Origin of the sequence: Idiomarina piscisalsi, assembly GCF_003987095.1 — a bacterium.
GTDB classification, from domain to species: domain Bacteria; phylum Pseudomonadota; class Gammaproteobacteria; order Enterobacterales; family Alteromonadaceae; genus Idiomarina; species Idiomarina piscisalsi.
Genome location: NZ_PIQA01000003.1, coordinates 206,154 through 227,575 on the forward strand (window position 1 = coordinate 206,154; position 21,422 = coordinate 227,575).

Annotated in this window: 22 protein-coding genes; 15 read left to right on the top strand and 7 right to left on the bottom strand. The window is 47.6% G+C overall.

Translation table 11 applies throughout. The annotated features are described in order from the left end of the window. Window positions 1-156 precede the first annotated feature (156 nt). The 4 genes from lgt to rppH are packed head-to-tail and all read right to left on the bottom strand — an operon-like array spanning window position 157 to window position 4,543. Entirely contained in the window at window positions 157-945 is a 789-nt protein-coding gene (gene lgt, locus CWI73_RS05850) for a prolipoprotein diacylglyceryl transferase (RefSeq protein WP_126751941.1), read from the bottom strand. An 18-nt stretch (window positions 946-963) separates the two neighbouring features. Then, window positions 964-1,755, bottom strand: a complete 792-nt coding sequence (locus CWI73_RS05855) for a sulfite exporter TauE/SafE family protein (RefSeq protein ID WP_126751942.1) — start codon at window positions 1,753-1,755, stop codon at window positions 964-966. A 2-nt stretch (window positions 1,756-1,757) separates the two neighbouring features. Continuing rightward, complete coding sequence (gene ptsP, locus CWI73_RS05860; RefSeq protein ID WP_198675160.1) at window positions 1,758-4,028, bottom strand: phosphoenolpyruvate--protein phosphotransferase; 2,271 nt, start codon at window positions 4,026-4,028, stop codon at window positions 1,758-1,760. A gap of 2 nt (window positions 4,029-4,030) precedes the next feature. Continuing rightward, a complete protein-coding gene (rppH, locus tag CWI73_RS05865) occupies window positions 4,031-4,543 on the bottom strand; it encodes an RNA pyrophosphohydrolase (RefSeq protein WP_053954528.1) in 513 nt (170 codons plus the stop codon). A gap of 94 nt (window positions 4,544-4,637) precedes the next feature. Between rppH and mutH the strand changes: the two genes are divergently transcribed. Then, window positions 4,638-5,312: a DNA mismatch repair endonuclease MutH gene (gene mutH / locus CWI73_RS05870; RefSeq protein WP_126751944.1), complete on the top strand. Its 675-nt coding sequence runs from the start codon at window positions 4,638-4,640 to the stop codon at window positions 5,310-5,312. A gap of 52 nt (window positions 5,313-5,364) precedes the next feature. Here mutH and CWI73_RS05875 read toward each other — a convergent pair whose 3' ends face one another. Together CWI73_RS05875 and CWI73_RS05880 are read right to left on the bottom strand one after the other, a co-directional pair. Continuing rightward, a complete protein-coding gene (locus CWI73_RS05875; RefSeq protein WP_126751945.1) occupies window positions 5,365-6,024 on the bottom strand; it encodes a DUF2982 domain-containing protein in 660 nt (219 codons plus the stop codon). Between the two features lie 127 nt (window positions 6,025-6,151). Then, window positions 6,152-6,886, bottom strand: a complete 735-nt coding sequence (locus tag CWI73_RS05880; protein WP_126751946.1) for an EAL domain-containing protein — start codon at window positions 6,884-6,886, stop codon at window positions 6,152-6,154. A 125-nt stretch (window positions 6,887-7,011) separates the two neighbouring features. On the opposite strand from CWI73_RS05880, the gene CWI73_RS05885 reads away from it, so the two are divergent. The 8 genes from CWI73_RS05885 (at window position 7,012) to arcA (ending at window position 15,043) form a co-directional block, all read left to right on the top strand. Beyond that, window positions 7,012-7,434, top strand: coding sequence for an ATP-dependent zinc protease family protein (locus tag CWI73_RS05885; protein WP_126751947.1), 423 nt, complete (start codon window positions 7,012-7,014; stop codon window positions 7,432-7,434). Then, a complete protein-coding gene (gene rimK, locus CWI73_RS05890; RefSeq protein ID WP_126751948.1) occupies window positions 7,431-8,336 on the top strand; it encodes a 30S ribosomal protein S6--L-glutamate ligase in 906 nt (301 codons plus the stop codon). The genes CWI73_RS05885 and rimK overlap by 4 nt, the downstream gene beginning before the upstream one ends. Window position 8,337: 1 nt before the next feature. Beyond that, complete coding sequence (locus CWI73_RS05895; protein ID WP_126751949.1) at window positions 8,338-9,354, top strand: succinylglutamate desuccinylase/aspartoacylase family protein; 1,017 nt, start codon at window positions 8,338-8,340, stop codon at window positions 9,352-9,354. Further along, entirely contained in the window at window positions 9,351-9,707 is a 357-nt protein-coding gene (locus tag CWI73_RS05900; RefSeq protein ID WP_126751950.1) for an Hpt domain-containing protein, read from the top strand. The genes CWI73_RS05895 and CWI73_RS05900 overlap by 4 nt, the downstream gene beginning before the upstream one ends. A 77-nt stretch (window positions 9,708-9,784) precedes the next feature. Further along, the gene (locus tag CWI73_RS05905) at window positions 9,785-11,491 is read left to right on the top strand and encodes a DUF342 domain-containing protein (RefSeq protein WP_126751951.1); all 1,707 of its coding nucleotides are present in this window, start codon (window positions 9,785-9,787) and stop codon (window positions 11,489-11,491) included. A 12-nt stretch (window positions 11,492-11,503) separates the two neighbouring features. Continuing rightward, a complete protein-coding gene (locus CWI73_RS05910) occupies window positions 11,504-12,508 on the top strand; it encodes a class I SAM-dependent methyltransferase (RefSeq protein WP_126751952.1) in 1,005 nt (334 codons plus the stop codon). Between the two features lie 94 nt (window positions 12,509-12,602). Continuing rightward, complete coding sequence (locus tag CWI73_RS05915; protein WP_126751953.1) at window positions 12,603-14,222, top strand: ATP-binding protein; 1,620 nt, start codon at window positions 12,603-12,605, stop codon at window positions 14,220-14,222. 98 nt (window positions 14,223-14,320) lie between these two features. Next, window positions 14,321-15,043, top strand: coding sequence for a two-component system response regulator ArcA (gene arcA, locus CWI73_RS05920; RefSeq protein ID WP_198675155.1), 723 nt, complete (start codon window positions 14,321-14,323; stop codon window positions 15,041-15,043). On the opposite strand, the gene CWI73_RS05925 is transcribed toward arcA, so the two are convergent. Beyond that, entirely contained in the window at window positions 15,037-15,387 is a 351-nt protein-coding gene (locus CWI73_RS05925; RefSeq protein ID WP_053954516.1) for an Hpt domain-containing protein, read from the bottom strand. The two genes, arcA and CWI73_RS05925, sit on opposite strands and share 7 nt — an antisense overlap. A gap of 210 nt (window positions 15,388-15,597) precedes the next feature. Between CWI73_RS05925 and folE2 the strand changes: the two genes are divergently transcribed. The 6 genes from folE2 (at window position 15,598) to CWI73_RS05955 (ending at window position 21,180) form a co-directional block, all read left to right on the top strand. After that, window positions 15,598-16,524, top strand: a complete 927-nt coding sequence (gene folE2 / locus CWI73_RS05930) for a GTP cyclohydrolase FolE2 (protein WP_126751954.1) — start codon at window positions 15,598-15,600, stop codon at window positions 16,522-16,524. An 81-nt stretch (window positions 16,525-16,605) separates the two neighbouring features. Beyond that, window positions 16,606-17,157 (top strand): DUF2726 domain-containing protein, encoded by a 552-nt coding sequence (locus tag CWI73_RS05935; RefSeq protein ID WP_058575993.1) that lies wholly within the window; start codon window positions 16,606-16,608, stop codon window positions 17,155-17,157. A 24-nt stretch (window positions 17,158-17,181) separates the two neighbouring features. Next, entirely contained in the window at window positions 17,182-18,138 is a 957-nt protein-coding gene (locus CWI73_RS05940; RefSeq protein WP_126751955.1) for a cobalamin biosynthesis protein CobD/CbiB, read from the top strand. 50 nt (window positions 18,139-18,188) lie between these two features. Next, window positions 18,189-19,199, top strand: a complete 1,011-nt coding sequence (locus CWI73_RS05945) for an adenosine kinase (RefSeq protein ID WP_126751956.1) — start codon at window positions 18,189-18,191, stop codon at window positions 19,197-19,199. 32 nt (window positions 19,200-19,231) lie between these two features. Beyond that, window positions 19,232-20,611, top strand: coding sequence for an adenosylhomocysteinase (gene ahcY / locus CWI73_RS05950; protein WP_126751957.1), 1,380 nt, complete (start codon window positions 19,232-19,234; stop codon window positions 20,609-20,611). Further along, window positions 20,611-21,180, top strand: coding sequence for a GNAT family N-acetyltransferase (locus CWI73_RS05955; RefSeq protein WP_126751958.1), 570 nt, complete (start codon window positions 20,611-20,613; stop codon window positions 21,178-21,180). The genes ahcY and CWI73_RS05955 overlap by 1 nt, the downstream gene beginning before the upstream one ends. The last annotated feature ends 242 nt before the right edge of the window (window positions 21,181-21,422 follow it).

Consider the following 21,422-nt stretch of genomic DNA (forward strand, 5'->3'; position numbering starts at 1 on the left):
TGCCAGAGACGCTGCAAGTTCATCCATGAACGCTTGACGAAGGCCATCCATGGCCTTCGACACTCTGGCATAGACCCCCTCAACACTCGTAACGCTTACATGCGCCTCAACAGCCGTTGTTTGGCCCCCTAGGCAAGGAACATTCGGTATATTATTTTAAACGCGACGCTTTGCGCGAACCATCAGAAGAACACCTAAAATAATCATTGGTAGAGTCAGCCACTGACCCATTGACATGCCTAAAGACAACAGGCCTAAGTGCGCATCCGGTTCGCGGAAAAATTCGACAATAAAGCGAGCAATACCGTAGCCCAATAGGAATAAACCGCTTACCGCTCCAACGCCGCGAGGTTTTCGTTGGAACCATAAGATAACTAAAAACAGCAGCAAACCTTCTAATAGCGCTTCGTAAAGCTGCGACGGATGCCTTGGCACTGGGCCACCACTGGGGAAGTACATTGCCCAGGGTACTTCTGCCGCACGGCCCCATAGCTCGCCATTGATAAAGTTACCTATACGTCCGAAGAATAAGCCCATGGGCACTAGCGGTGTCACAAAGTCCCCCACTTGAAGGAAGTCGCGCTTTTTCTTCTTTGCGTATAAAAACATTGCCGCTATAACACCCAATAAGCCACCATGAAAAGACATGCCACCTTCGTGGATATAGAAAATATAGAGGGGGTCGGCAAGGAAGTAGTCAAAATGGTAGAACAAGGTATAACCGACACGTCCTCCAACGAAAACACCGATGAAACACCAGAACAGTAAGTCACTAAACTGTTCTTTGCTCCAGTTTTCATCTGTTTTAGTTTGGCGAACGCCCCAGAAATAGGCGAACGCAAAGGCGACAAGGTAGCTGATACCGTACCAATGCACATCAATAGGGCCAATGCTAAAGGCCACTGGATCTATCGCTGGAAACTGCCAGTATTCGTTCGAAGGCACTGAGGACACTCCCTTGTTCTATTTAAAAATGAGTTGTACAGCAACAATAATTAGAAAGGCTGCAAACACTCTCTGCAGCTGCTTAACCGGTAACTTATGGGCGAGTTTAGCACCTAATGGCGCCATTAAAACCGACGCTACGGAAATACCTATCCAAGCCGGAATATGAATTAACCCGAAAGCGCCTGTGGCTTTTCCTGATAGCCAGCCGTTAGCAATGAACATAACGACGGAACTACAACCAATAATAAAACTACCGAGCGACGATATTGCAATAGCCTGACGCACAGGCAGTCGCATTTTCGTTAAAAAAGGCACAGTTAAGGCCCCACCACCAATTCCAACTAAGCCCGATATGGTGCCAATAATATAACTCCCTAAGGCGACCAACCGTTTTGACACCGATGTCATCGGCTCACCTGTTTTCTGCGGCATAACCATACGCGCAGCCAAGGCTATTAATACAATGGAAAAAATACGTTTCAGCCAGTCCGGGTCGATAACGGTAACCAGGTACGCTCCGGTCATTGCGCCGATAGACAAGCCAGGCAAAACACGAACTAACCAAAACTTTTCCATTAAGCCGTGCTTAGCATGAGAACGCGAAGCGCTGGCGGTTGTCATACAAACGGTCGCCAGACTGGTTGCAATGGCAGAAGGTACAACCAATTCAGGAGGGACGCCTATTATCGGCAACAAATAAATAAGCAGCGGCACAATAACCAAACCACCACCAATACCAAGCATGCCGGCTAGCAAGCCAGCTACTGTACCGCCCCCCAAGCATAAAAGCCAAGTGCTTAGTAGCATAGTTACTTACCCGCTCGCACGAAGCCACCCAAGCCCATGCTTTCCATTTTGTCCGCTATCATACTGCGTATTTGCTCCGGGTTACGTGCCTGTAACGCTTTTGCCAGCATGACATTGAGCGTACTTGAACGCACGTTGCGGAGAATCCAGCGTACTCTGTCAACGTTATAACTGTTCATACTTAGCTGTCGGTAGCCCATTGCGACGAGTAGTAGCGCACCACCAGGGTCTCCGGCTAATTCACCACATACGCTAACAGGCTTACCCAGTTCCTCACAGCGCCGGGCAATCTCATCCAAACTCGCCAGAACTGCCGGGTGGTAGGCGTCATAAAGGCTGGCAACGCGTCGATTATTGCGGTCTACAGCTAGTAAGTACTGTGTTAAATCGTTACTACCTACTGAGAAAAAGTCGACTTTACTGGCCATGGCCGGTAATTGATAAATAGCTGCAGGGACTTCTATCATCACTCCTAATTGCGGCTGGAATAGATTTACGCCAACTTCACACCCCTGCTCTTCTGCAACCTCGAAGTACGCCTGTTTAATGAGCCGTGATGCTTCGTCTACCTCACTGGTGCTAGTGATCATAGGCAATAAAATACGTAGATTACTTTTACCAATACTAGCTCTTAGCATTGCCCGAATTTGTATCAGAAAAATCTCAGGGTGATCGAGCGTCAATCGTATACCGCGCCAACCTAAGAAAGGGTTGTCTTCCTGCAGCGGAAAATACGGTAAAGGTTTATCGCCGCCTACATCGAGTGTCCGCATAACCACCGGACGATCAGGAAACTGTTCAAGCACCTCCTGATACATTTCCGTTTGCTCGTCTTCTGTCGGTAGCTGGTCGCGCATCATAAACGGAATTTCAGAGCGATAAAGCCCAACACCGTCAATATTCAAGGACTGTAAATAATCGTGAGCAACATCCAAGCCCAGATTTAGATGTAAGCTAACCCGCTGACCGTCTTGAGTTTCGGCTGGCAAATGGCTGTGCTCAGAGACAATATCCTTGAGTTCCTGTTCTTCTTCGGCCAACTGATGAAACTGACTAAGCACCTGTGGCGGCGGGTCAATATAGACTTCACCGGTATAACCGTCGACTGCAAGCTGGCGGTCAGAGAAAAAATGGAGATCAATATCATCAATACCCAATACCGCCGGAATACCCATACTGCGCGCCATAATGGCTGCGTGCGAGTTACTGGAGCCATTTAATGAAATAATACCGGCGATATGGTCCTGCGGTAACTCTGCAAGCATAGAAGCCGTGACTTCATCCGCCACCAATATGAAACAATCCGGCAGCGGTTTACGTTGCCGTTGACGGTTCTGCAGGTGCATAAGCACACGCTGACCAATGTCTCGAACGTCTGTCGCTCGCTCCTTAAGGTAGGAGTCCTCTAGTGCTTCAAACTGCGAGACGAACTGTTCAACCACGTATTTTAATGCGGTCTGCGCACGCCAGCCTTCTTTAATCATGTTTTCGACGGCATCACCAAGGCTGGCTGCATCGAGCATGCCTTGATACACATCGAAAATAGCCAGCGTATCATCAGGAACCTGCCCGGCCATGCGTCGGGACAGTTCTTTTAAGTCAGCTCGTGTGCGCGCAACGGCTTGCCGAAACTTACGTATTTCATGAACCGGTTTATCGGAGCGTTTTGGAGTGACTTCATCCAGTCTTGCTTCAGGCCGGGACACATAAGCATCACCAATAGCCACACCGGGAGACCCTGGAAGCCCTCGAAGACTGTGAACCCACGGAGAGTGGTCACTCATTAACAGGCCTTTCGCATCGGCATGAGCAATGACCACCGCTAACTGCGCCGCCAACGTTACAATGAAAGCTTCTTCTTCGCGGGTAAACTGCCTGGCAACGCTTTGGTGAACAACCACGATACCCAATACTTTTCTGCGGTGAATAATAGGCGCAGCCAATAACCCACGATAAATATTTTCGTTGGTGTCGACTAGCTTTTTATTGGCAGGATGCTGACTGGCGTCTGCGATATTCAGTGGTTCTTCCCGCTGTGCAGCGAGACTGATTATACCTTCACCGAAGTCGACGCGAATTGACGAGCCGTCTTCTGTTCGCAGGCCATCACTGGCGGCCATAACGAATTGACGTTGATCGTTATCAGCAATAAACACACTGCAACTGTCTGTTTCTAGCGCTTCGCGTACCTGACCGACCATGGTATTTAGTGCCATGTTAAAGTCAGGCGCTTTATTCACGCCTTCAACAATTCTTTGCAGTGTGACTAACATCATTATCTTCTACGTCGGTGGTGACGCCCTCCGGACGAGCGAAATGGCATAGCATGCGGGGCAAATTCTTTCATAACCCGGCGATACACATCGCGTTTAAACGATACGACTTGTCGTACAGGGTACCAGTAACTTACCCAGCGCCAGCCATCAAATTCGGGATGACCTGAATGCAAGACATCGACGTCTTCTTCCCGACACTTCAGGCGCAGTAAAAACCACTTTTGTTTTTGTCCAACACACATGGGCCGTTGTTCACGCCGAATCAGTCGTTTTGGCAACCGATAACGCAACCAGTGACGGCTGGTGTACAGAATTTCGACCTGCTCAGGCTTTAAACCGACCTCTTCATAAAGTTCTCGGTACATTGCCTGTTCAGGAGTCTCGCCGTCGTGAATGCCTCCTTGTGGAAACTGCCAGCTCTGCTGGTTAATTCGACGAGCCCAAAATACCTGCCCATGCCCGTTACAGATGACGATTCCTACGTTGGGTCGGAATCCTTCAGCATCTATCACGCGAGCATCCTCAATTATTCTCTGTTACAGTGGATTCTTCCATAAAGCCCGGTTTCGGGCAAATACTCATTTTGGATTTGCGCAGATTTACGACATGACAGACAAGCCTTCTCGCCCTACATCCGTTGACGAACTGTTTGAACGCGCAGCCGCACTTGCTGGTAAGCGCTTTTCGGAATTAGCCGAACAGGTGGGTTTAACTGCCCCAGAAAACCTACGCCGGGACAAAGGCTGGGTGGGACAACTTCTGGAACTGCACCTTGGCGCTACTGCAGGCTCTAAGCCCACTCAGGACTTCCCTGAGTTAGGCGTTGAATTAAAAACGCTACCGGTCACTCCCGAAGGAGAACCATTGGAAACGACTTTTGTTTGCAGCGCCCCTCTGACGAGTATTGAGGGCGTACAGTGGGCTACATCGAACGTGCGCAACAAACTTCAGCATGTACTCTGGCTACCTATTGATGGCCGCCGTGAGGTACCCGTTCCTGACCGAGTGGTTGGCAGCGCTTTTCTTTGGGCACCCAATGAAAAAGAAGAAGCCCAACTGCGTGCCGACTGGGAAGAGCACATGGATAGAATAGCCTTAGGCCAAGTCGAAAGTATTACTGCACGACAAGGTGAAGTTATGCAAATAAGGCCCAAAGCTGCTGACGGCTCTGTTCTAACTGACGCCATTGGCCCTGAAGGCACTATCATTAAAGTCCGTCCCCGCGGGTTCTACCTCAAAAAAGACTTCACCCGAGCCATCCTTCAGCGTGTTTTTGCTTAATCAGAGGCGCACCTCGACGTAGATACCTGATACTATTGCATCAGGTGCGATCTTAACGGCTCGCCTGCAAACGCTGGAGGTGAGCTTTAAATTCGTAGATATCTCTATCGAGTGCATTAGCACTAACATAAAGGTCGTAACCAAGAAGCTCGCGCATTTGTTCCATTCGCTTGCCAAAAACGCCAATAAGTCCTTTATAAACTTTACCATTGGGGCTTGTATAACTGTCTGGAATGTCGAAGTATGGCGTATAGTCCTCCCGGTCGGGAGCTTGGTGCCTTAGTGCCATTGTCAAGAGTTGGCGCTGCTCAAACAATAGTGCGGAAGCTAAGCGCGGCGATATCTCGTCTAACACCTCTTCTACGTTATGTAGACGGAAACCGATAAAGGGCGCATCTTCAAGATCGAGTACTCGGTTTACTCTGGGTACGTCAAAGCGAATGATATTTTCCCACCGAATATGCCACTCTCCGCGCCGGTGTAGATATTGAATACCTTCTGGGGTAATTACCAGTGAGACTGGAGGTTCTATTAACTTTCCTATGCCAAGCAACATGAATATGCCCGAAGCCGCTCCGAGAACAACTGAAACGCCAATCGGAATGTCATCCCTAATCAGATGCAGAAAGACTAGTAGCATCAATATAAGCAGCGCGATACCGCAAAAGCTTATGGCATTGCGTCTGGCTTGTGGGCTTACGTTGAATTGCATGGCGTTCCTTTATTCCTGCAAACTGGTTTATCTAGCCCGACGTGATTTACGTCAGGTGCGATTTTAAATTCACAGGCTAATGATGGTTCACCATCGCACCTGATGCAATAGCAATCAGGCTACGTCGTTACCGGAACACGACGGGTTGTATGGCTTCTAGCATCGGCTTTTGAAAGAAGTAACCTTGCATAAGAGAGACACCAGCATCTTGCAAGTACTTAAACTCGTTTTCGGTCTCTATGCCTTCGGCAATAATTCGTATGCCAAGCTGCTCTGCAATATCCAAAATACCTTTAACCAGTACCTGATTCACTTTATTAGAATCGATATTACGAATAAGCTTCATATCTATCTTAATGATGTCAGGCTGAAAATCAGACAAGAGGTTCAATCCAGAGTGACCAGCACCAAAGTCATCAATAGCAGTCATAAATCCCTCTTTGCGATAGGCTTCAAAAACATCCACCAGAAAGTCCTGGCTGACCACTTTTTCCTGTTCGGTTACCTCAAAAATAATATTACTTTTTTCGAATCCTGTTTTACGCGCAGTAGATAGCGTTTTAGCCAGGCAAGTTTCAGGCTCATAAATCGCATTTGGCATAAAGTTAATGCTGAGCTTTGACGGCAACTCAATTCTTGAGGCTGTTTCTATCGCTTTAACACGGCAGCTTTGATCAAAGGTATATTTTGTATCTTCCGTGATTCGCCCTAATACTTCTCCGGCGCCTTCACCATTTTCTCCGCGCACGAGCGCTTCGTAGGCAAACACATTTTTTTGACTGGCATCAACAATGGGTTGAAAAGCCATTTTAATACCGAAGTTTAGTGGCGTTCGGCAATCGCATCCTGGACATGCAGACATAAAGTTTCCTTGCTTACTTTTTCATCGTCTTCAAACGAAAAAATTCTTTCAAATGATCACTAAAAAAATTGCCTTTTTTGAAAAATACTGTATTAAGCATTCAGCGTTAATTACAAGGTAGCACAATGACAACAATTGGTTGGAGAGAATGGGGACACCTCCCCGCACTCGGCATTAGTAACATTCACATGAAAGTCGATACTGGCGCAAAAACGTCGTGTTTGCACGCTTTTCAACTCGAACCGTTTATGAAAGAAGGCGAGGAATGGCTGCGCATTTTCGTTCACCCTAAACAAGAATCACTGGAAGAGCACATTTGCGAAGCAAGAGTATATGACAAAAGAGAAGTGACCGACTCTGGAGGCCATACTGAAGTACGCTACGTGATAAAAACTCGTTTCGTGCTCGGCTCATTTGACCAGGAGGTCGAACTGACCTTAACTAACAGAGACACTATGAAATTCAGAATGTTATTGGGACGCCAGGCCATGCGAGGTCATTTTCTGGTCAACCCTGATGCCTCTCACTTACTTGGAGATGTAAAATGAGAATAGCGATTTTATCGCGAAACTCTTCGCTGTATTCGACTCGCAGACTGGTTGAGGCTGCGCGCGCCCGCGGTCATGAAATTGACGTACTCAATCCGCTGAGCTGCTACATGAACATTAATGCTCGGGAGTCATCAATTCATAAGCACGGCAAAGAGCTTCCCCACTATGACTGCGTTATTCCGCGCATTGGTGCTTCGGTAACCTTCTACGGAACCGCCGTATTGCGCCAATTCGAGATGATGGGCACTTACCCGTTAAACGAGTCGGTCGCTATTTCACGCAGCCGCGACAAGTTACGCTCATTGCAACTGCTTTCGCGTAAAGGTATTGGTTTGCCAACCACCGGTTTCGCGAGCCAACCTCAGGACATTCCTGATCTTATTGATATGGTTGGTGGCGCACCTTTGGTAATTAAGTTACTTGAAGGGACCCAGGGCATTGGTGTCGTGCTGGCAGAAACGCGTCAGGCAGCCGAGAGCGTTATCGAAGCCTTCATGGGTCTACAGTCCAACATCATGGTACAGGAATACATCAAAGAAGCCGGTGGTGCCGACATTCGTTGTTTTGTTATTGGCGACAAAGTGATAGCCGCCATGAAACGCCAGGCCAAACCCGGAGAATTCCGTTCGAACCTTCACCGTGGAGGTAGCGCATCCTTAGTAAAACTGACTCCGGCAGAGCGAGCAACCGCAGTTAAAGCGGCAAAAACTATGGGGTTGAATGTGGCCGGCGTCGATATCTTACGCTCGAATCACGGCCCATTAGTGATGGAAGTGAATTCATCGCCAGGCCTTGAAGGCATTGAGCAGGCAACAGAAAAAGATGTTGCGGCGCAAATTATTACATTCTTAGAAAAGAATGCAAAGGCGCATAAAACACGTACGAAAGGAAAAGGCTAAAATGAAGGGCTTTGAGCTTGCCGGACAAAGTATTGAACCCGGTTCACATCAGCATATTACGTTGCCGGCGGTTCGCCTTTATAACGATGCGCCGCTGGACTTACGTATTGATGTATTCCACGGTACCAAGCCGGGGCCGGTTTTATTGGTATCCGCCGCTATTCACGGCGACGAGCTCAACGGCATAGAAATATGCCGCCGCTTAATTAACGAAACCGACGCCCGCAACCTTGCCGGAACGCTGGTCGTCGTGCCTATAGTGAATTTATTTGGGTTTATCCAACAGTCTCGTTACCTACCCGACAGGCGTGATTTAAATCGCTGTTTCCCGGGATCTGAACGGGGTGCATTAGGCAGTCGTATGGCCTTTTTATTCAGTGAAGAGCTGGTAAAAAAATCCACCCATATTATTGACTTACATACCGGCGCTATTCACCGCAGTAACCTACCGCAAATTCGCGCCGACGTTGATAACGACAAGTCTCTCGAAATGGCTAAATCATTCAGTACGCCTGTTATTTTGCATTCAAAAGAGAGAGATGGCTCACTCCGGGCTTTGGCGACTGAATTAGGTATTCCGCTCATTCTTTATGAAGCAGGCGAAGCGTTGCGCTTTGACGAGGCTTCAATAAGTGCCGGGGTTATTGGTGTTCAAAATGTCATGAAGCACCTCAAAATGCTTAAAGGCCGTCGTCAAGGACGACGTATTACACCAGTTATATCACACCGTTCCACTTGGGTTCGCGCCGAGCGAGATGGTTTAATACTACCGAAAGTAGAATTGGGACAAACCATTCAGAAAGGTCAAATACTGGCGTTAAGTGTGAACCCTCACGGCGGTGCAGACGACCCTATTGAGTCACCGGTTCGCGGCATTATTATTGGCTGCAGCAATATTCCGGTTGCGAACGAAGGTGAAGCGTTGTTCAATGTGGCTCAATTTGACAAAGATGTCATATCCGATGCCACAGAAAGTGTGGATTCATTTACCGAGGTGTATGAGAACAAGCCCTTATGACGATGGAGCTGTCAACAGTCGACTTTGAGAAAGGTCTGCACCACTGCGACGATGTACCGTCGCTTTATCGTGAAGTCCTTCACTGCTACTTGGAGGAGTTTTCGCCGCTGCTAGACGAAGACGCCCTGCTTGCCAGCGACGATGAAGCAAAAATTAACATACACACACTAAAAAGTTTAACGGCAACAATTGGTGCGTATGCGTTTAGTGAGTTTGTTGGACAAGTATTCATTAAGTGGTCCAGTTTAACTGACAGTGAAAAGCGCCAAGAGATTAGACAACTGAATCACTTCCTTTTTGAAGTGAATCAAAAAGTCCAACACTATTGCAACGAAAACCTGCAAACTGACTAAAAACAATACAAAAACTCATCAAAGTTCGTTAAGATTGGTCGATAAAATTATAACAACAATTAGACAGTAGGCGCGCAATGTCCAGTCCGGTCAGTTTCCGGGTTTCTGAACGCGATGTATACATAAGTATTGATGCCGGTACATCGCCGTCAGAGGTTAAAGCAGAAGCATTACAGAAAGCCTGGCAGGCTTCTGAGTTTTCGGCTGCCAAACTGTTAGATCCCCAAATGTTGACGCAAACGGCGACTAAATACGCGCAACACTACTCCAAAGACAGCAATAAAAGCATTCCCTTTCAAGTCACTATTGCCGAAATTTTTGACGCTGAGCTTAAGTTGCAAGTCACTGACGACACTATGAGAGTGACAGCCACTGCCATTGTTGGCTTTGGCGGTAAGCCTTTAACGCAAGAGATGATCATTGCGGCGCTTCGGGAAAAAGATATTACCTCGGGCATTCAACGTAAAGGCATAGAAGCTCTGGTAGAGCATACCAACGAAGCGCCTCCCGGGGCGGAAATGTCAGTAACTGTCGCTAAAGGAAAGCATCCGATTAACGGCAGTAATGCACGTTTTAAACCTCTCGTTGACGATGCACGCAAAAGAGTCTTGCGGCCGCAACTTCGCGAAGACGGTACTGCCGATATGCGTGACTTAGGTGCGCAAGTCACTGTTGACCCCGGCCAGCCGCTGCTGCAGAAAATACCATTGAGTAAAGGTCGACCGGGTTTCACCGTGTTTGGCCAGGAACTCGAGGCAATGGATGGAGAAGATCGTGACTTTGCCCCCGGTGAGGGCACGAAAATAAGCGATGATGATCCGAATGTTATTATCGCTGACCGCACCGGTTTACCCAGTTTTAATGGTAATAGCGTACAAGTCGACGACGTTATGCAGTTAAATAACGTTGATGTTTCCACAGGTCACGTCAAGTTCAAAGGCAGCGTGATAGTCACCGGTAACGTGAGCGAAGGAATGAAAGTAACCTGCAGCGGCGATATTACCGTTGGTGGTTATGTCGACTCTGCAGAGCTCTATGCCGACGGTAACATTACCGTTCAAAAAGGCTGTATTGGTCGACTTCTAAATACCTCAGAAACTGGCGAACACGATGAAGATGCTGACGACTGGATTCCCGAAGTATCGACAAAATTGGTTGCCGGCGGCTCAGTCTGGTGTGCTTACGCTCAATATTCGTTTTTTGATGCGAAAAACGGTGTGCATACCAATAAGCAGCTCACGCATTGCCATGTCGTTACAAAAGGTCCTTTAGCAATTGGCGGGGAAGGTAAAGCCGCCAGGGGTAAACTCATTGGTGGCACCATAGAAACCTGTGATCACATTTACTGCGGTCAATTAGGCGCGCCAGCAGGCACGAAAACTCGAATTTACTGGTCATTACCACCGGCAGACCCTCAGTCAGTTAGCCATTTAAACCATTTGCGCAGCTCACTTGCTAAGCTTATTGCTCGAGCTAAAACGTTGCAGCAAGGCTTGGAACGCTGTAAGTTACTTGAAGATGAGGCCAAACGGGTGCAATACCAGCAAAAACTGCATGGTGAGCTGAAGAAAATAAAGTCTCGAATTACTACTACGCGCACTAGCATTGATTCCGTGCTGGAGGCCTTTGAGAACCACCCTACTCTGCGCACAATGGTTAGTCGCGAAGTATTCCCCGGTATACTCTTCATCTTTAAAGAAAAAAGCCTGCGCATTAAAGAGCACCGCAATGGTACAATGTTCTTACTTGAAGACAAACAACTGCGCGTAGACAGTCTACTGTAACGATTCAATATAATGTCATCTGCTATTTTCTCTTTATTAGAACGCCAACACGAGCAGCCCTGGCGCGATGCTCCTTTACTGATAATTAACCCTCTGGACGACGCTTTAGCAACACTCAAGAATGCAGAAGCCTGGTGCTTTCATGCGGGCACGGCGAGCCAATGGCAAGCAAAAGGTAGCATCGCCTATTGTCAGGCTTCAGCTCCTGACATAAGCCAGTACACACAAGTCATGCTGGTGGTTGCCAAAGAAAAAGCGCTGAATCACTATATTCTAGAGCAACTCACTGCTTTACCTACGGACGCGATTGTCTGGCTGGTTGGAGAGAAGCGCTCCGGCGTTCAGTCCCTCGCTAAAAAATTGCCTGAGAGCTTTTCAAAAGCGCGTAAGGTCGCATCGGGAAATCATTGCCAATTATTTAGCTCGAGCCACATTAAAGCAGCGACTGACCCCAGGCCTTTAACGGATTACGCAACCCATGTCCATTATGAGTTAAATGGGCACACTGAAAGTTTCACCACATTACCAGGCGTATTCAGTCAAACTCATATTGACCCTGCCACCCTATTGCTATTGAACACCCTGAGCGAAAAACCACTGGGGCAAGTGTTAGACTTTGCTTGTGGTGCCGGTGTGATAACCAGCGCATTACGTCAGTCAGCAGAGCATTTAACCGCCTGTGATGTTAACCCTATGGCTATCGCTGCCAGCACTATGACGTTTGCTCAGCAGGGTATTGAAGTTGATTTGCGCTTAGCCGACGGTTTACCTGATAATTTAGGGGTGTATGACACTATTGTCAGTAACCCACCATTTCACACAGGCCAAAAAACGGACTATACCATTGCTCGTAAATTTTTGAGTAGTGCTCGCAAACATTTGAAGAAAAATGGCGCTTTGTATATCGTTGCGAATCGCTTTTTACCTTGGCCAGAGGTTATCGAAGAACACTTTGGGCACTGTGAAACTCTTGTTGATGATGGCCGCTACCGAGTTTACGAAGCCATTCGTCGATAAAATAAGCGTTTTATAGTTTAGGCGATTACTCTTTTGTTAACGATTTGCTAACATAAATAAACATAAACAATAATTAAGTTGAGCTGTTAACTGAATGCATACGATTTCACTGAAGCGCATACTCATTTATCTGGTGCTACTGGTCACCAGTTTTGCGCTGCTCATTGGCTTTACAATAAATATTGTCAGTCAGGTTGGACAGTTCGAAAAGTCGCTTCAGGAACAAGCACTCTCTTACACGCGAATTATCGCCAGTAATGCTGCACGAACTATCGTATTCGACGACTCCGCTTCTGAAAAACAGAGGCTGGGCACTTTTCAGAATACGCCTTTTATTGAGCATATTCATGTTTATAAAATGGATGAAACAAGTGGGCAACTGACTTTTTTCTCCAGTTATAACAAGCAAGGCTTAGCGCCTATTCCGGCTCGCTTTTCAAAGTTAGAGCGCTTAACTTCGCCTAAGGTTAACGACTCCGATATAGAGGTGTCTCAACCGGTCACCCTGGACGGTGAGGTTATAGGTTATGTCTACCTAAGAGGCTCCCTCGAGCAAGTTCGATTGTTCATGTGGCGCTCGATAGCGGTAGCTATTGTAGTAGCCCTAGTGACATTACTCGCATGCTGGCTAGCAACCCTAAGACTGCGTAAAGCCATCGTTCAACCTCTCGACTCCGTCGTTGATGTTGTCTCTCAAGTTGCCCGGGACAAAAACTATTCACTGCGTTTGCCCTCGTCACAATTAGCTGAGTTTGACATGATGGCACAAGCCTTCAACACCATGCTTGATCGGGTACAGCAACACATTACTCGCCAGCGCCGCGCTGAAGAAGAAGCCAGCCAGTTAAATACCCAACTAGAGCAACAAGTCACACAACGTACTCAAGCGCTGAAAGAGTCAAATAGTGAACTTTTGAAAACCTTAGAGCAATTGCACCAATATCAAGGACAGCTAGTAGAATCGGAAAAAATGGCGTCACTAGGTGACATGGTCGCCGGTATTGCTCACGAAGTGAATACACCAATTGGGCTGTCGGTTACAGCATCCACGCTACTGCAAGACAAACTTGCCATCATGCAAGAGAAGTTTGATGCTAAACGTATTTCCACCAATGAATTTGAGCGCTTCCTGAATGATTGTGACGAAAATCTGCAGATTATTTACCGCAACTTAAACAGAGCTGCCGACTTAGTCACCAGCTTCAAGCAAGTTGCTGTAGACCAGTCATCGGAAGTCGACCGTGACATTGAAATAAACAGTTTCATGAATGACGTACTGATGTCCGTGAAACCACGTCGTTTAAACCCTGAACGCTTCCCCATTAATATTCACTGCGAAGGTGACATACAGGTACGGGCGAAAGCAGGTCCACTAAATCAAATACTCATGAACCTTATTATTAATTCTATGGTTCATGCGTTCGACGGCCGTGACCAGGGACAAGTAGATATAAGGTTTCAGTTAATGAACGATAACGAACTGGAAATTGTCTACACCGATAACGGCTGTGGCGTTGACGCTGACATTAGCCGTAAGATATTTGATCCTTTTGTGACAACAAAGCGTGGTTCCGGCGGCAGTGGTTTGGGTTTGCATTTAGTTTACAACCTTGTCACGCAGGTGCTGGGTGGAAACATCCACTTTTTCAGTGAAGAGAATAACGGCGTTGAATTTATTATTCGCTTTCCGGTCACCGTGCTCAGCAATGCTTGAAAAATTTGAAACAAAAGTCATAATGTAACGTCATAACTTTTATAATTTGACGCTAACTTTCACGTCAAGCGACGAACTTTCCGGGAAAATCAACGCTTATGAATGCCAGAATACTGATTGTTGAAGATGAAGTCGTTACCCGCCAGACTCTAACTCGTTTATTCCAACAGGAAGGCTATGAAGTATTTGACGCGGCGGACGGTCTGCAAATGGAAAACATTATGCACCAGGAACGTGTGGATGTTGTCATTATGGACGTCAATTTACCGGGAAAAAATGGCCTGGAGCTTGCCGAGTCACTGCGTGAAAGAGACAATATTGGTCTAATTTTCCTAACGGGCCGCGATAGCGAAGATGATCGTCTACTTGCTCTTGAGCTCGGTGCTGACGACTACCTTATTAAGCCTTACAACCCGAAAGAGTTAACCATTCGAGTTCGTAACTTATGCCGTCGTATTGAAGCATCGCGCTCAAGCAATCCAGTGGAAAGTAACAGCGTTGAATTCCGTTTCCACGGCTGGCGTTTGAATAGTGACAGTCGCTGCCTGTACTCACCAGACAACCAAATGTTCCGTTTGCCGAAAAGTGAGTACCGTGCGCTAGAGCTGTTTTTAACTCATCCGGGTCGTATTTTAGATCGTGAGACTCTGGTCAAGCGTATGTTAGACCGAGAATTACGCCCTAATGACCGTACCGTTGACGTTGCTATTCGTCGCATTCGCCGTCATTTCGAGTCACACCCGGAAACGCCAAACCTAATAACCACCATCCATGGTGAAGGCTATCGGTTTATTGGTGAGGTTGATCAGCAAGCTCAGTGATGAGTGGCTAACCAAGCGTCAATTTGTTGCCGATGCGGGATAACCGCGTCGGCCCACTCTATCAGCCAGCGCTCTACCTGCGGCCATTCCCATTTTTCTTTCTCTACTCGCTTCATCATTTCAGCAAGTTCAGTAAGACCAACAGAACTGCATGCACCTTTTACTTTATGCGCTTGTTTGCGGAGCTCTTCTTCTTTTCGCTCTTTGGCGGCTGTATGAATAAGCTTCGCGTACTCCTGAATGACACCGTCAAAGGTTGCTAATGTTGCTTTCAGGCCGTCAACCCCCAGTGAGTCAACGTACTGCTGCAATAATTCGGTATCGATAACCGATTTTTCTGACATTTTGTTACTCCGTCAATCCAAAACTCTATCCTCGGCGTAATTACTGTTTTAGTCAACTCCCCGGCCTGTTTGTCAGGGAGAATCGATTAGGGCAATCGGTGTCACCCGATGGAATTCTGCGCTATAATGCCCGACTTTAAGACTGAGCCAAATTGATAGAGATCAACTCGGCCCTGACAATATTCACAAAATTTTTGGAGTTCACAACGAATGCCAACAGTTATGCCCGACGTAGCCAACCAAACACAGGCCCAGACAGAGGGAACCCTGGATTGGGTTGGCATGAGCAATATTGAAGTTCCATTGATGGTGGCAGCGGCCGGTGCTTCTGAACGCCCTGTATCAGCTCATGTGGAAGCTTTTGTAAACTTAAAAGACCCGAAGACCAAAGGCATTCACATGTCGCGTCTTTATTTACTGTTGGACGAGTTATCAACCAACGGCGAGCTCAGTCACGAATCATTAAAGCAGTTACTGAATGACTTCATTGAGAGTCACAAAGACATCAGTAACCAAGCGTTTATTAAGTTCGACTTCGACTATCATCTGCGTCGTAAATCGTTAATAAGCAAAAAGCAGGGCTGGAAGGCCTACCCGGTAAGTTTAACCGGTCGTTATGACGCGGGCACTCTGAACCTCGAGCTTTCTGTTGATGTCCCTTACTCATCAACTTGTCCGTGCTCTGCAGCGCTTGCTCGCCAACTAATACAGGACGCGTTTAGCGAGAAATTCGCCGGGCAGGACACTGTCGACGCAGCAACGATGCACGAATGGCTTGGCTCTACCGAAGGTATTGTGGCAACTCCTCACAGCCAGCGTTCAGTTGCTGAAGTCAAAGTTCAGCTTAGTGAAAATGTCACCGACTTCCCAATTGTCGAGTTAATAGACGCTGTGGAAGGTGCTTTAAAAACCCCAGTTCAGGCTGCGGTTAAACGTGAAGACGAGCAGGAATTTGCTCGCTTGAATGGGCAAAACCTCATGTTCTGCGAAGACGCTTCTCGTCGCCTGCAGCACACACTGAACCAGATGCCGAATTTCCGCGATTTCTGGTTGCGCGTGAACCATTATGAGTCTCTGCACGCACACGACGCGGTCAGTGTTACCACTAAAGGTGTTCCCGGCGGCTATAAAGCCTAAAGAATTAAGCTGTGTCATAAAGTATGGCACAGCTTTTGCTTCATACCTCATGTAGCGTCAATTTTCTGATGAGGTGTGAAAATGGAAATTATCCTGTTGTTGTTTGTTGTAGTTCTTATTGCGGTCGCTGTTATTGCAAGCCGTATGTCGGAGAACTATGTGCCCTACCCTTATAAACTCAAAGACGTATCATTATGCACGGCCCAGGAAGACCAGTTTTTGACACTTCTGGAAAAGTCTGTCGGTAATGAGTTTCGTATTTTCACAAAAGTACGCTTAAGCGACATTGTTACAGTTCGCTCTGGACTATCGGCTTCGGCACGCAAAGATGCCCAGCAAAAAGCCAGTCAACGAATTCTGGACTATGTTCTGTGTGATATCGACACTATGCAAGTGAAGGCAGCTATTGAGCTTGAACCGAATCAGTCATCGTTGCAGCAACAAAAACGCAATTTGTTCCTGAAAAACACGCTAGCTGCAGCGGGATTACCCTTCCTTCGCTTTAAAGCCAAGCCAGGATACCGAGTTGCCGAATTACATGACTATATTCATGGAAAAATTCGCCAGGCTGAACATGTTCGAGCTGCAGTTCCGACCAATAAAGATAAGAATAACCAGCCAATTGCCGCTTAAGCCTTGCCGTGGCAATATGACGGCATGACCGTCGAACTGTTTAAAGAATTACTATTTTCACCTTTTGGTCTCGCTCTGCTGGCTTTGTTGGCAGAGCGATGGTTCCCCTGGCCTGAGCAATGGCACCCTTTTGCCGTGTTGCGGCTAATGGCCGCCTACATGAGCGGCAAAGTGAACAAGCCAGACCGCCCTTCCAGCCAGCAAAAAATTGCCGGTTTTTTAGCATTACTAACTATGCTTTTACTGGTTCTATTACCCGCCGCTATCGTTTTCGCCGGCGCTGAAGTGTCTTTAGCCATAGGTTGGCTGATTCTTTTAGTCAGCCTGCGCCAGCAAACAGTCCGGCAAGCCACTCATCTGGCCGAACAGCATTTATCAAAAGGTCGCAAAAATGCGGCACGCGCTTGGTTAACGCGGGTTACCTGGCGCGATTGCGACTTACTTAGTGAACACGGTATTGCTAAAACCAGTATTGAGTTACGGGCGACTAGCATTCTAGAAAGTCGCTTTGCTCCCCTGGTATTCTGGTGTCTCGGCGGACCGTTAGCCGCCTTTGGTGTACGTGTTTTGGCCGAACTTAAAGAGGTTTGGCCCACCGCGCAGGCTCGCTATCGTAACTTTGGTCAGGCAACCGCTTGGTTGTACGCTATTACGCATTTTTTACCCTCATTTGCTCTGTCATTATTCGCTCGGGCAGTCGGGCTATTTCGTCGCAATACCCCGAAAATTGAACCACTCAAGCGTAACCCGGTGTTTCCGACAATATTGCTCAGCTGGCTACAAAGTTTCAGTTATTGTCATAAGGTGACTCTCGGCGGACCTATACAAGCCGCCGGAATTCGTATTAGTCGCCAGCGTTTTGGCGGCCGTCCGGCAGAGTTGTTACTGCCTCAAGCGGCTCGCTGGCAAAAGCTTTGGCAAGGTTTCTTCATTACTTGCCTGCTAATTGGACTTTTTACGTTGTTCATTTATCGACCCTGACTGACTCATCGGGTATACTACGCGCCCTAATAAGGCAACCATTTGAAATTATGAAAACCATTGATGTAATCGGCATTGGCAATGCGCTGGTGGATCAGGAATTTGAAGTCACAGACGACTTCCTGCAAAAGCACAACCTTAAAAAAGGCATGATGGAGTTAATTGACGAAGACGCTCAAAATACTCTTATTGCCGAACTCTCTGAACTTGGCGAATTAAAAAAGCAGTGTGGTGGTGGCTCAGCCGCTAACTCTCTGGTTGCTTTTGCTCAGTTCGGCGGCAATGCTTACTACTGCTGCAAAGTCGCTGACGACGAAGCAGGTATGTTCTATCGTCAGGATTTAGAGCAAGTCGGTATCGAAACCAGCCTTAAAAATCAGCAAAACCCTGGCACCACAGGCCGTTGCCTGGTTATGGTTACCCCTGACGCAGAACGCACCATGCGCACGCACTTGGGTATTACGGCTGACTTATCAACCACCGAAATCGATGATCACGCCATTGCTGCTGCCAACTACTTATACATTGAGGGATACCTGATTACATCAGATATTGCTCGCGGTGCTATTCAACATGCGAAGAAAGTTGCTCGCGAGAACAACACCAAGTTGGTAATGACCTGTTCAGACCCAGCTATGGTCAAGTTCTTCCGCGATGGCATTGACGAAATTCTAGACGGTGGTGTCGATTTAATGTTCTGTAACCGCGAGGAAGCCGAATTATTGACGGGGAAAGAAGATCCTCAAGCGGCATTGAGCGTATTACTAGACAAAGCTGACACCGTCGCCATTACGCTGGGCAAAGACGGCGCTATTATTGCCAACAAAGAACGCCAAGTTCATATACCCGGCGTTCCAGTTAAAGCAATAGATACCAACGGTGCCGGCGATATGTTTGCAGGTGCTATGCTGTATGGATTAACTCAGGGAATGTCTCTGGAGAACGCTGGGCGCTTAGCAAGTCATGCTGCCGCTAAACTGGTCACCGAGTTTGGTGCCCGCTTAGATAAAACGCGCCAACAGCAGTTAATTGAACGCGTTATGAACGCTGAAACTGCATAGAATTCACGAAAATTACTGAAAAGAGAGTCGTTATGAGTGTAGAAAATTCGCAAGACTACAAAGTCGCTGATATAAGCCTCGCAGAATGGGGCCGTAAAGAAATTGCTATTGCTGAGTCGGAAATGCCGGCGTTGATGACGATTCGTCGTAAATACGCAGCGAGCAAACCTTTAGCAGGCGCACGCATTATCGGCTGTATTCACATGACTATTCAGACGGCTGTGTTAATCGAAACACTGCTGGAGCTGGGCGCAGAGGTGCGTTGGTCTTCGTGCAATATTTTCTCTACTCAGGACCACGCTGCTGCCGCTATGGCTGCCGCTGGCGTACCTGTTTTCGCCTGGAAAGGTGAAACCGAAGAAGAGTATGAATGGTGTCTTAAGCAAACTTGTCATAAAGACGGCGAACTTTGGGATGCGAACATGATTCTGGACGACGGCGGCGACTTAACGCTGATGATCCACGACGAGTTCCCTCAAATGCTGGAAAAAATTCACGGCATTACCGAAGAAACCACCACCGGCGTTCACCGCCTGCTCGATATGCTGGAAAAGGGGACACTGCGAGTTCCCGCGATTAACGTGAATGACTCCGTTACTAAGTCTAAAAATGATAACAAATACGGTTGCCGCCATTCACTGAATGATGCTATCAAGCGCTCGACCGACCACCTATTGTCTGGTAAAAAAGCACTGGTTGTAGGTTATGGCGACGTAGGTAAAGGTTCTGCCGCAAGTCTGCGTCAGGAAGGCATGATTGTTAAAGTGAGTGAGATTGACCCAATTTGTGCTATGCAAGCGTGCATGGACGGCTTTGAAGTGGTTTCTCCTTACATTGACGGTAACAACAAAGGTAACGGCGAGAACATTAACAAAGACTTGCTGGGCAATACCGACCTGATTGTCACCACAACCGGTAATATGGATGTGTGCGATCGTTATATGCTGGCTGCGCTTAAGCCTACGGCTCTGGTTTGTAACATTGGTCATTTCGATAACGAAATTGACACCGCCTTCATGCGAAAAAACTGGCGTTGGGAAGAAATAAAGCCACAAGTTCACAAAATCTACCGCTCAGACGATGACAGCGACTATCTCATTCTCTTGGCAGAAGGTCGTTTGGTGAACCTGGGTAACGCAACCGGCCACCCAAGCCGCGTTATGGACGGCTCTTTCGCAAACCAAGTGCTGGCTCAAATTCACTTGTTCGAGCAGAAGTTCGCTGATATGGACATTAAGCAGCAGGAAGAGTACCTGCGCGTGGAAGTTCTGCCTAAGCAACTGGATGAAGAAGTCGCTCGCTACATGGTTCAGGGCTTTGGTGGTGTCATTACTCAGCTAACACCAGAGCAAGCCGACTACATTCACGTCGAGGTTGAGGGTCCATTCAAGACTGACGAGTATCGCTACTAATGAGCGAAGTCATATATCGTCAAATAACGGCTGCCGATGAGGCGGCCGTTATTGATCTAGCCAACGAAGTTCATGGCGACAACTACTTATCGCCAGAGAGCTTTCAGCATTACTTACAAGCAGGTACCGTTGAAGATGTGCAGTTGAACTGGCTGGCTCTGAAAGACGGACAAATGCTAGGTGTTCGCCTGACACTGGCGCCTGGTCAATGGCCCATAGATAGTTTTTGTACTCCATCCGAGTGGCCTTTCCCCGCAGAAGAACTATGCTACTTTAAATGCGCTGCTGTCTCAGAAAAAGCACGCGGTTTAGGCATTGGTAAAACCTTACTGCAACGCAGTATTGACAGCGCAAAAGAACTTGGCTGCAAAGGCGGTCTTGCACACATTTGGATGCAAAGCCCAAAAAACAGCGCCTACGAGTACTTCACGCGCTGCGGTGGCAAAATGATTAAACAGCACGAAAAACGCTGGTATAAAGCCTCAGTAGAAGACGGCTACTACTGCCCAGTGTGTGACGGCACCTGTTACTGCAACGCCGGCGAAATGCTGCTGAAATTCGATACGTAAGGCTCCGAACAGCGAGCGCTGAGGTTGCAAGGGGCTGGGACAGACTGCTCACTTGTTTCGCTTGAGCATTGAAGGCTTTTGTGGCGGAGACGCAACGAGCTCATCCATGAGGGCTTGACGAAGGCCATCCATGGCCTTCGACACTCCACCACAAAAACCTTCAATACTCGTAACGCTCACAAGTGAACAACCTGCCCCTTATGCTTCTCCATAACAGCTAAGTTTGCTTTTATCTGAGGCGT

What these genes read in the sequence shown, in the direction of transcription:
- CWI73_RS05855 (WP_126751942.1), bottom strand. Translation starts at nt 1,755, where the DNA reads ATGCTACTAAGCACTTGGCTTTTATGCTTGGGGGGCGGTACAGTAGCT.
- ptsP (WP_198675160.1), bottom strand. Translation starts at nt 4,028, where the DNA reads ATGTTAGTCACACTGCAAAGAATTGTTGAAGGCGTGAATAAAGCGCCT.
- mutH (WP_126751944.1), top strand. Translation starts at nt 4,638, where the DNA reads ATGACAGACAAGCCTTCTCGCCCTACATCCGTTGACGAACTGTTTGAA.
- CWI73_RS05875 (WP_126751945.1), bottom strand. Translation starts at nt 6,024, where the DNA reads ATGCAATTCAACGTAAGCCCACAAGCCAGACGCAATGCCATAAGCTTT.
- CWI73_RS05880 (WP_126751946.1), bottom strand. Translation starts at nt 6,886, where the DNA reads ATGTCTGCATGTCCAGGATGCGATTGCCGAACGCCACTAAACTTCGGT.
- CWI73_RS05885 (WP_126751947.1), top strand. Translation starts at nt 7,012, where the DNA reads ATGACAACAATTGGTTGGAGAGAATGGGGACACCTCCCCGCACTCGGC.
- rimK (WP_126751948.1), top strand. Translation starts at nt 7,431, where the DNA reads ATGAGAATAGCGATTTTATCGCGAAACTCTTCGCTGTATTCGACTCGC.
- CWI73_RS05895 (WP_126751949.1), top strand. Translation starts at nt 8,338, where the DNA reads ATGAAGGGCTTTGAGCTTGCCGGACAAAGTATTGAACCCGGTTCACAT.
- CWI73_RS05900 (WP_126751950.1), top strand. Translation starts at nt 9,351, where the DNA reads ATGACGATGGAGCTGTCAACAGTCGACTTTGAGAAAGGTCTGCACCAC.
- CWI73_RS05905 (WP_126751951.1), top strand. Translation starts at nt 9,785, where the DNA reads ATGTCCAGTCCGGTCAGTTTCCGGGTTTCTGAACGCGATGTATACATA.
- CWI73_RS05910 (WP_126751952.1), top strand. Translation starts at nt 11,504, where the DNA reads ATGTCATCTGCTATTTTCTCTTTATTAGAACGCCAACACGAGCAGCCC.
- CWI73_RS05915 (WP_126751953.1), top strand. Translation starts at nt 12,603, where the DNA reads ATGCATACGATTTCACTGAAGCGCATACTCATTTATCTGGTGCTACTG.
- arcA (WP_198675155.1), top strand. Translation starts at nt 14,321, where the DNA reads ATGAATGCCAGAATACTGATTGTTGAAGATGAAGTCGTTACCCGCCAG.
- CWI73_RS05925 (WP_053954516.1), bottom strand. Translation starts at nt 15,387, where the DNA reads ATGTCAGAAAAATCGGTTATCGATACCGAATTATTGCAGCAGTACGTT.
- folE2 (WP_126751954.1), top strand. Translation starts at nt 15,598, where the DNA reads ATGCCAACAGTTATGCCCGACGTAGCCAACCAAACACAGGCCCAGACA.
- CWI73_RS05935 (WP_058575993.1), top strand. Translation starts at nt 16,606, where the DNA reads ATGGAAATTATCCTGTTGTTGTTTGTTGTAGTTCTTATTGCGGTCGCT.
- CWI73_RS05940 (WP_126751955.1), top strand. Translation starts at nt 17,182, where the DNA reads ATGACCGTCGAACTGTTTAAAGAATTACTATTTTCACCTTTTGGTCTC.
- CWI73_RS05945 (WP_126751956.1), top strand. Translation starts at nt 18,189, where the DNA reads ATGAAAACCATTGATGTAATCGGCATTGGCAATGCGCTGGTGGATCAG.
- ahcY (WP_126751957.1), top strand. Translation starts at nt 19,232, where the DNA reads ATGAGTGTAGAAAATTCGCAAGACTACAAAGTCGCTGATATAAGCCTC.
- CWI73_RS05955 (WP_126751958.1), top strand. Translation starts at nt 20,611, where the DNA reads ATGAGCGAAGTCATATATCGTCAAATAACGGCTGCCGATGAGGCGGCC.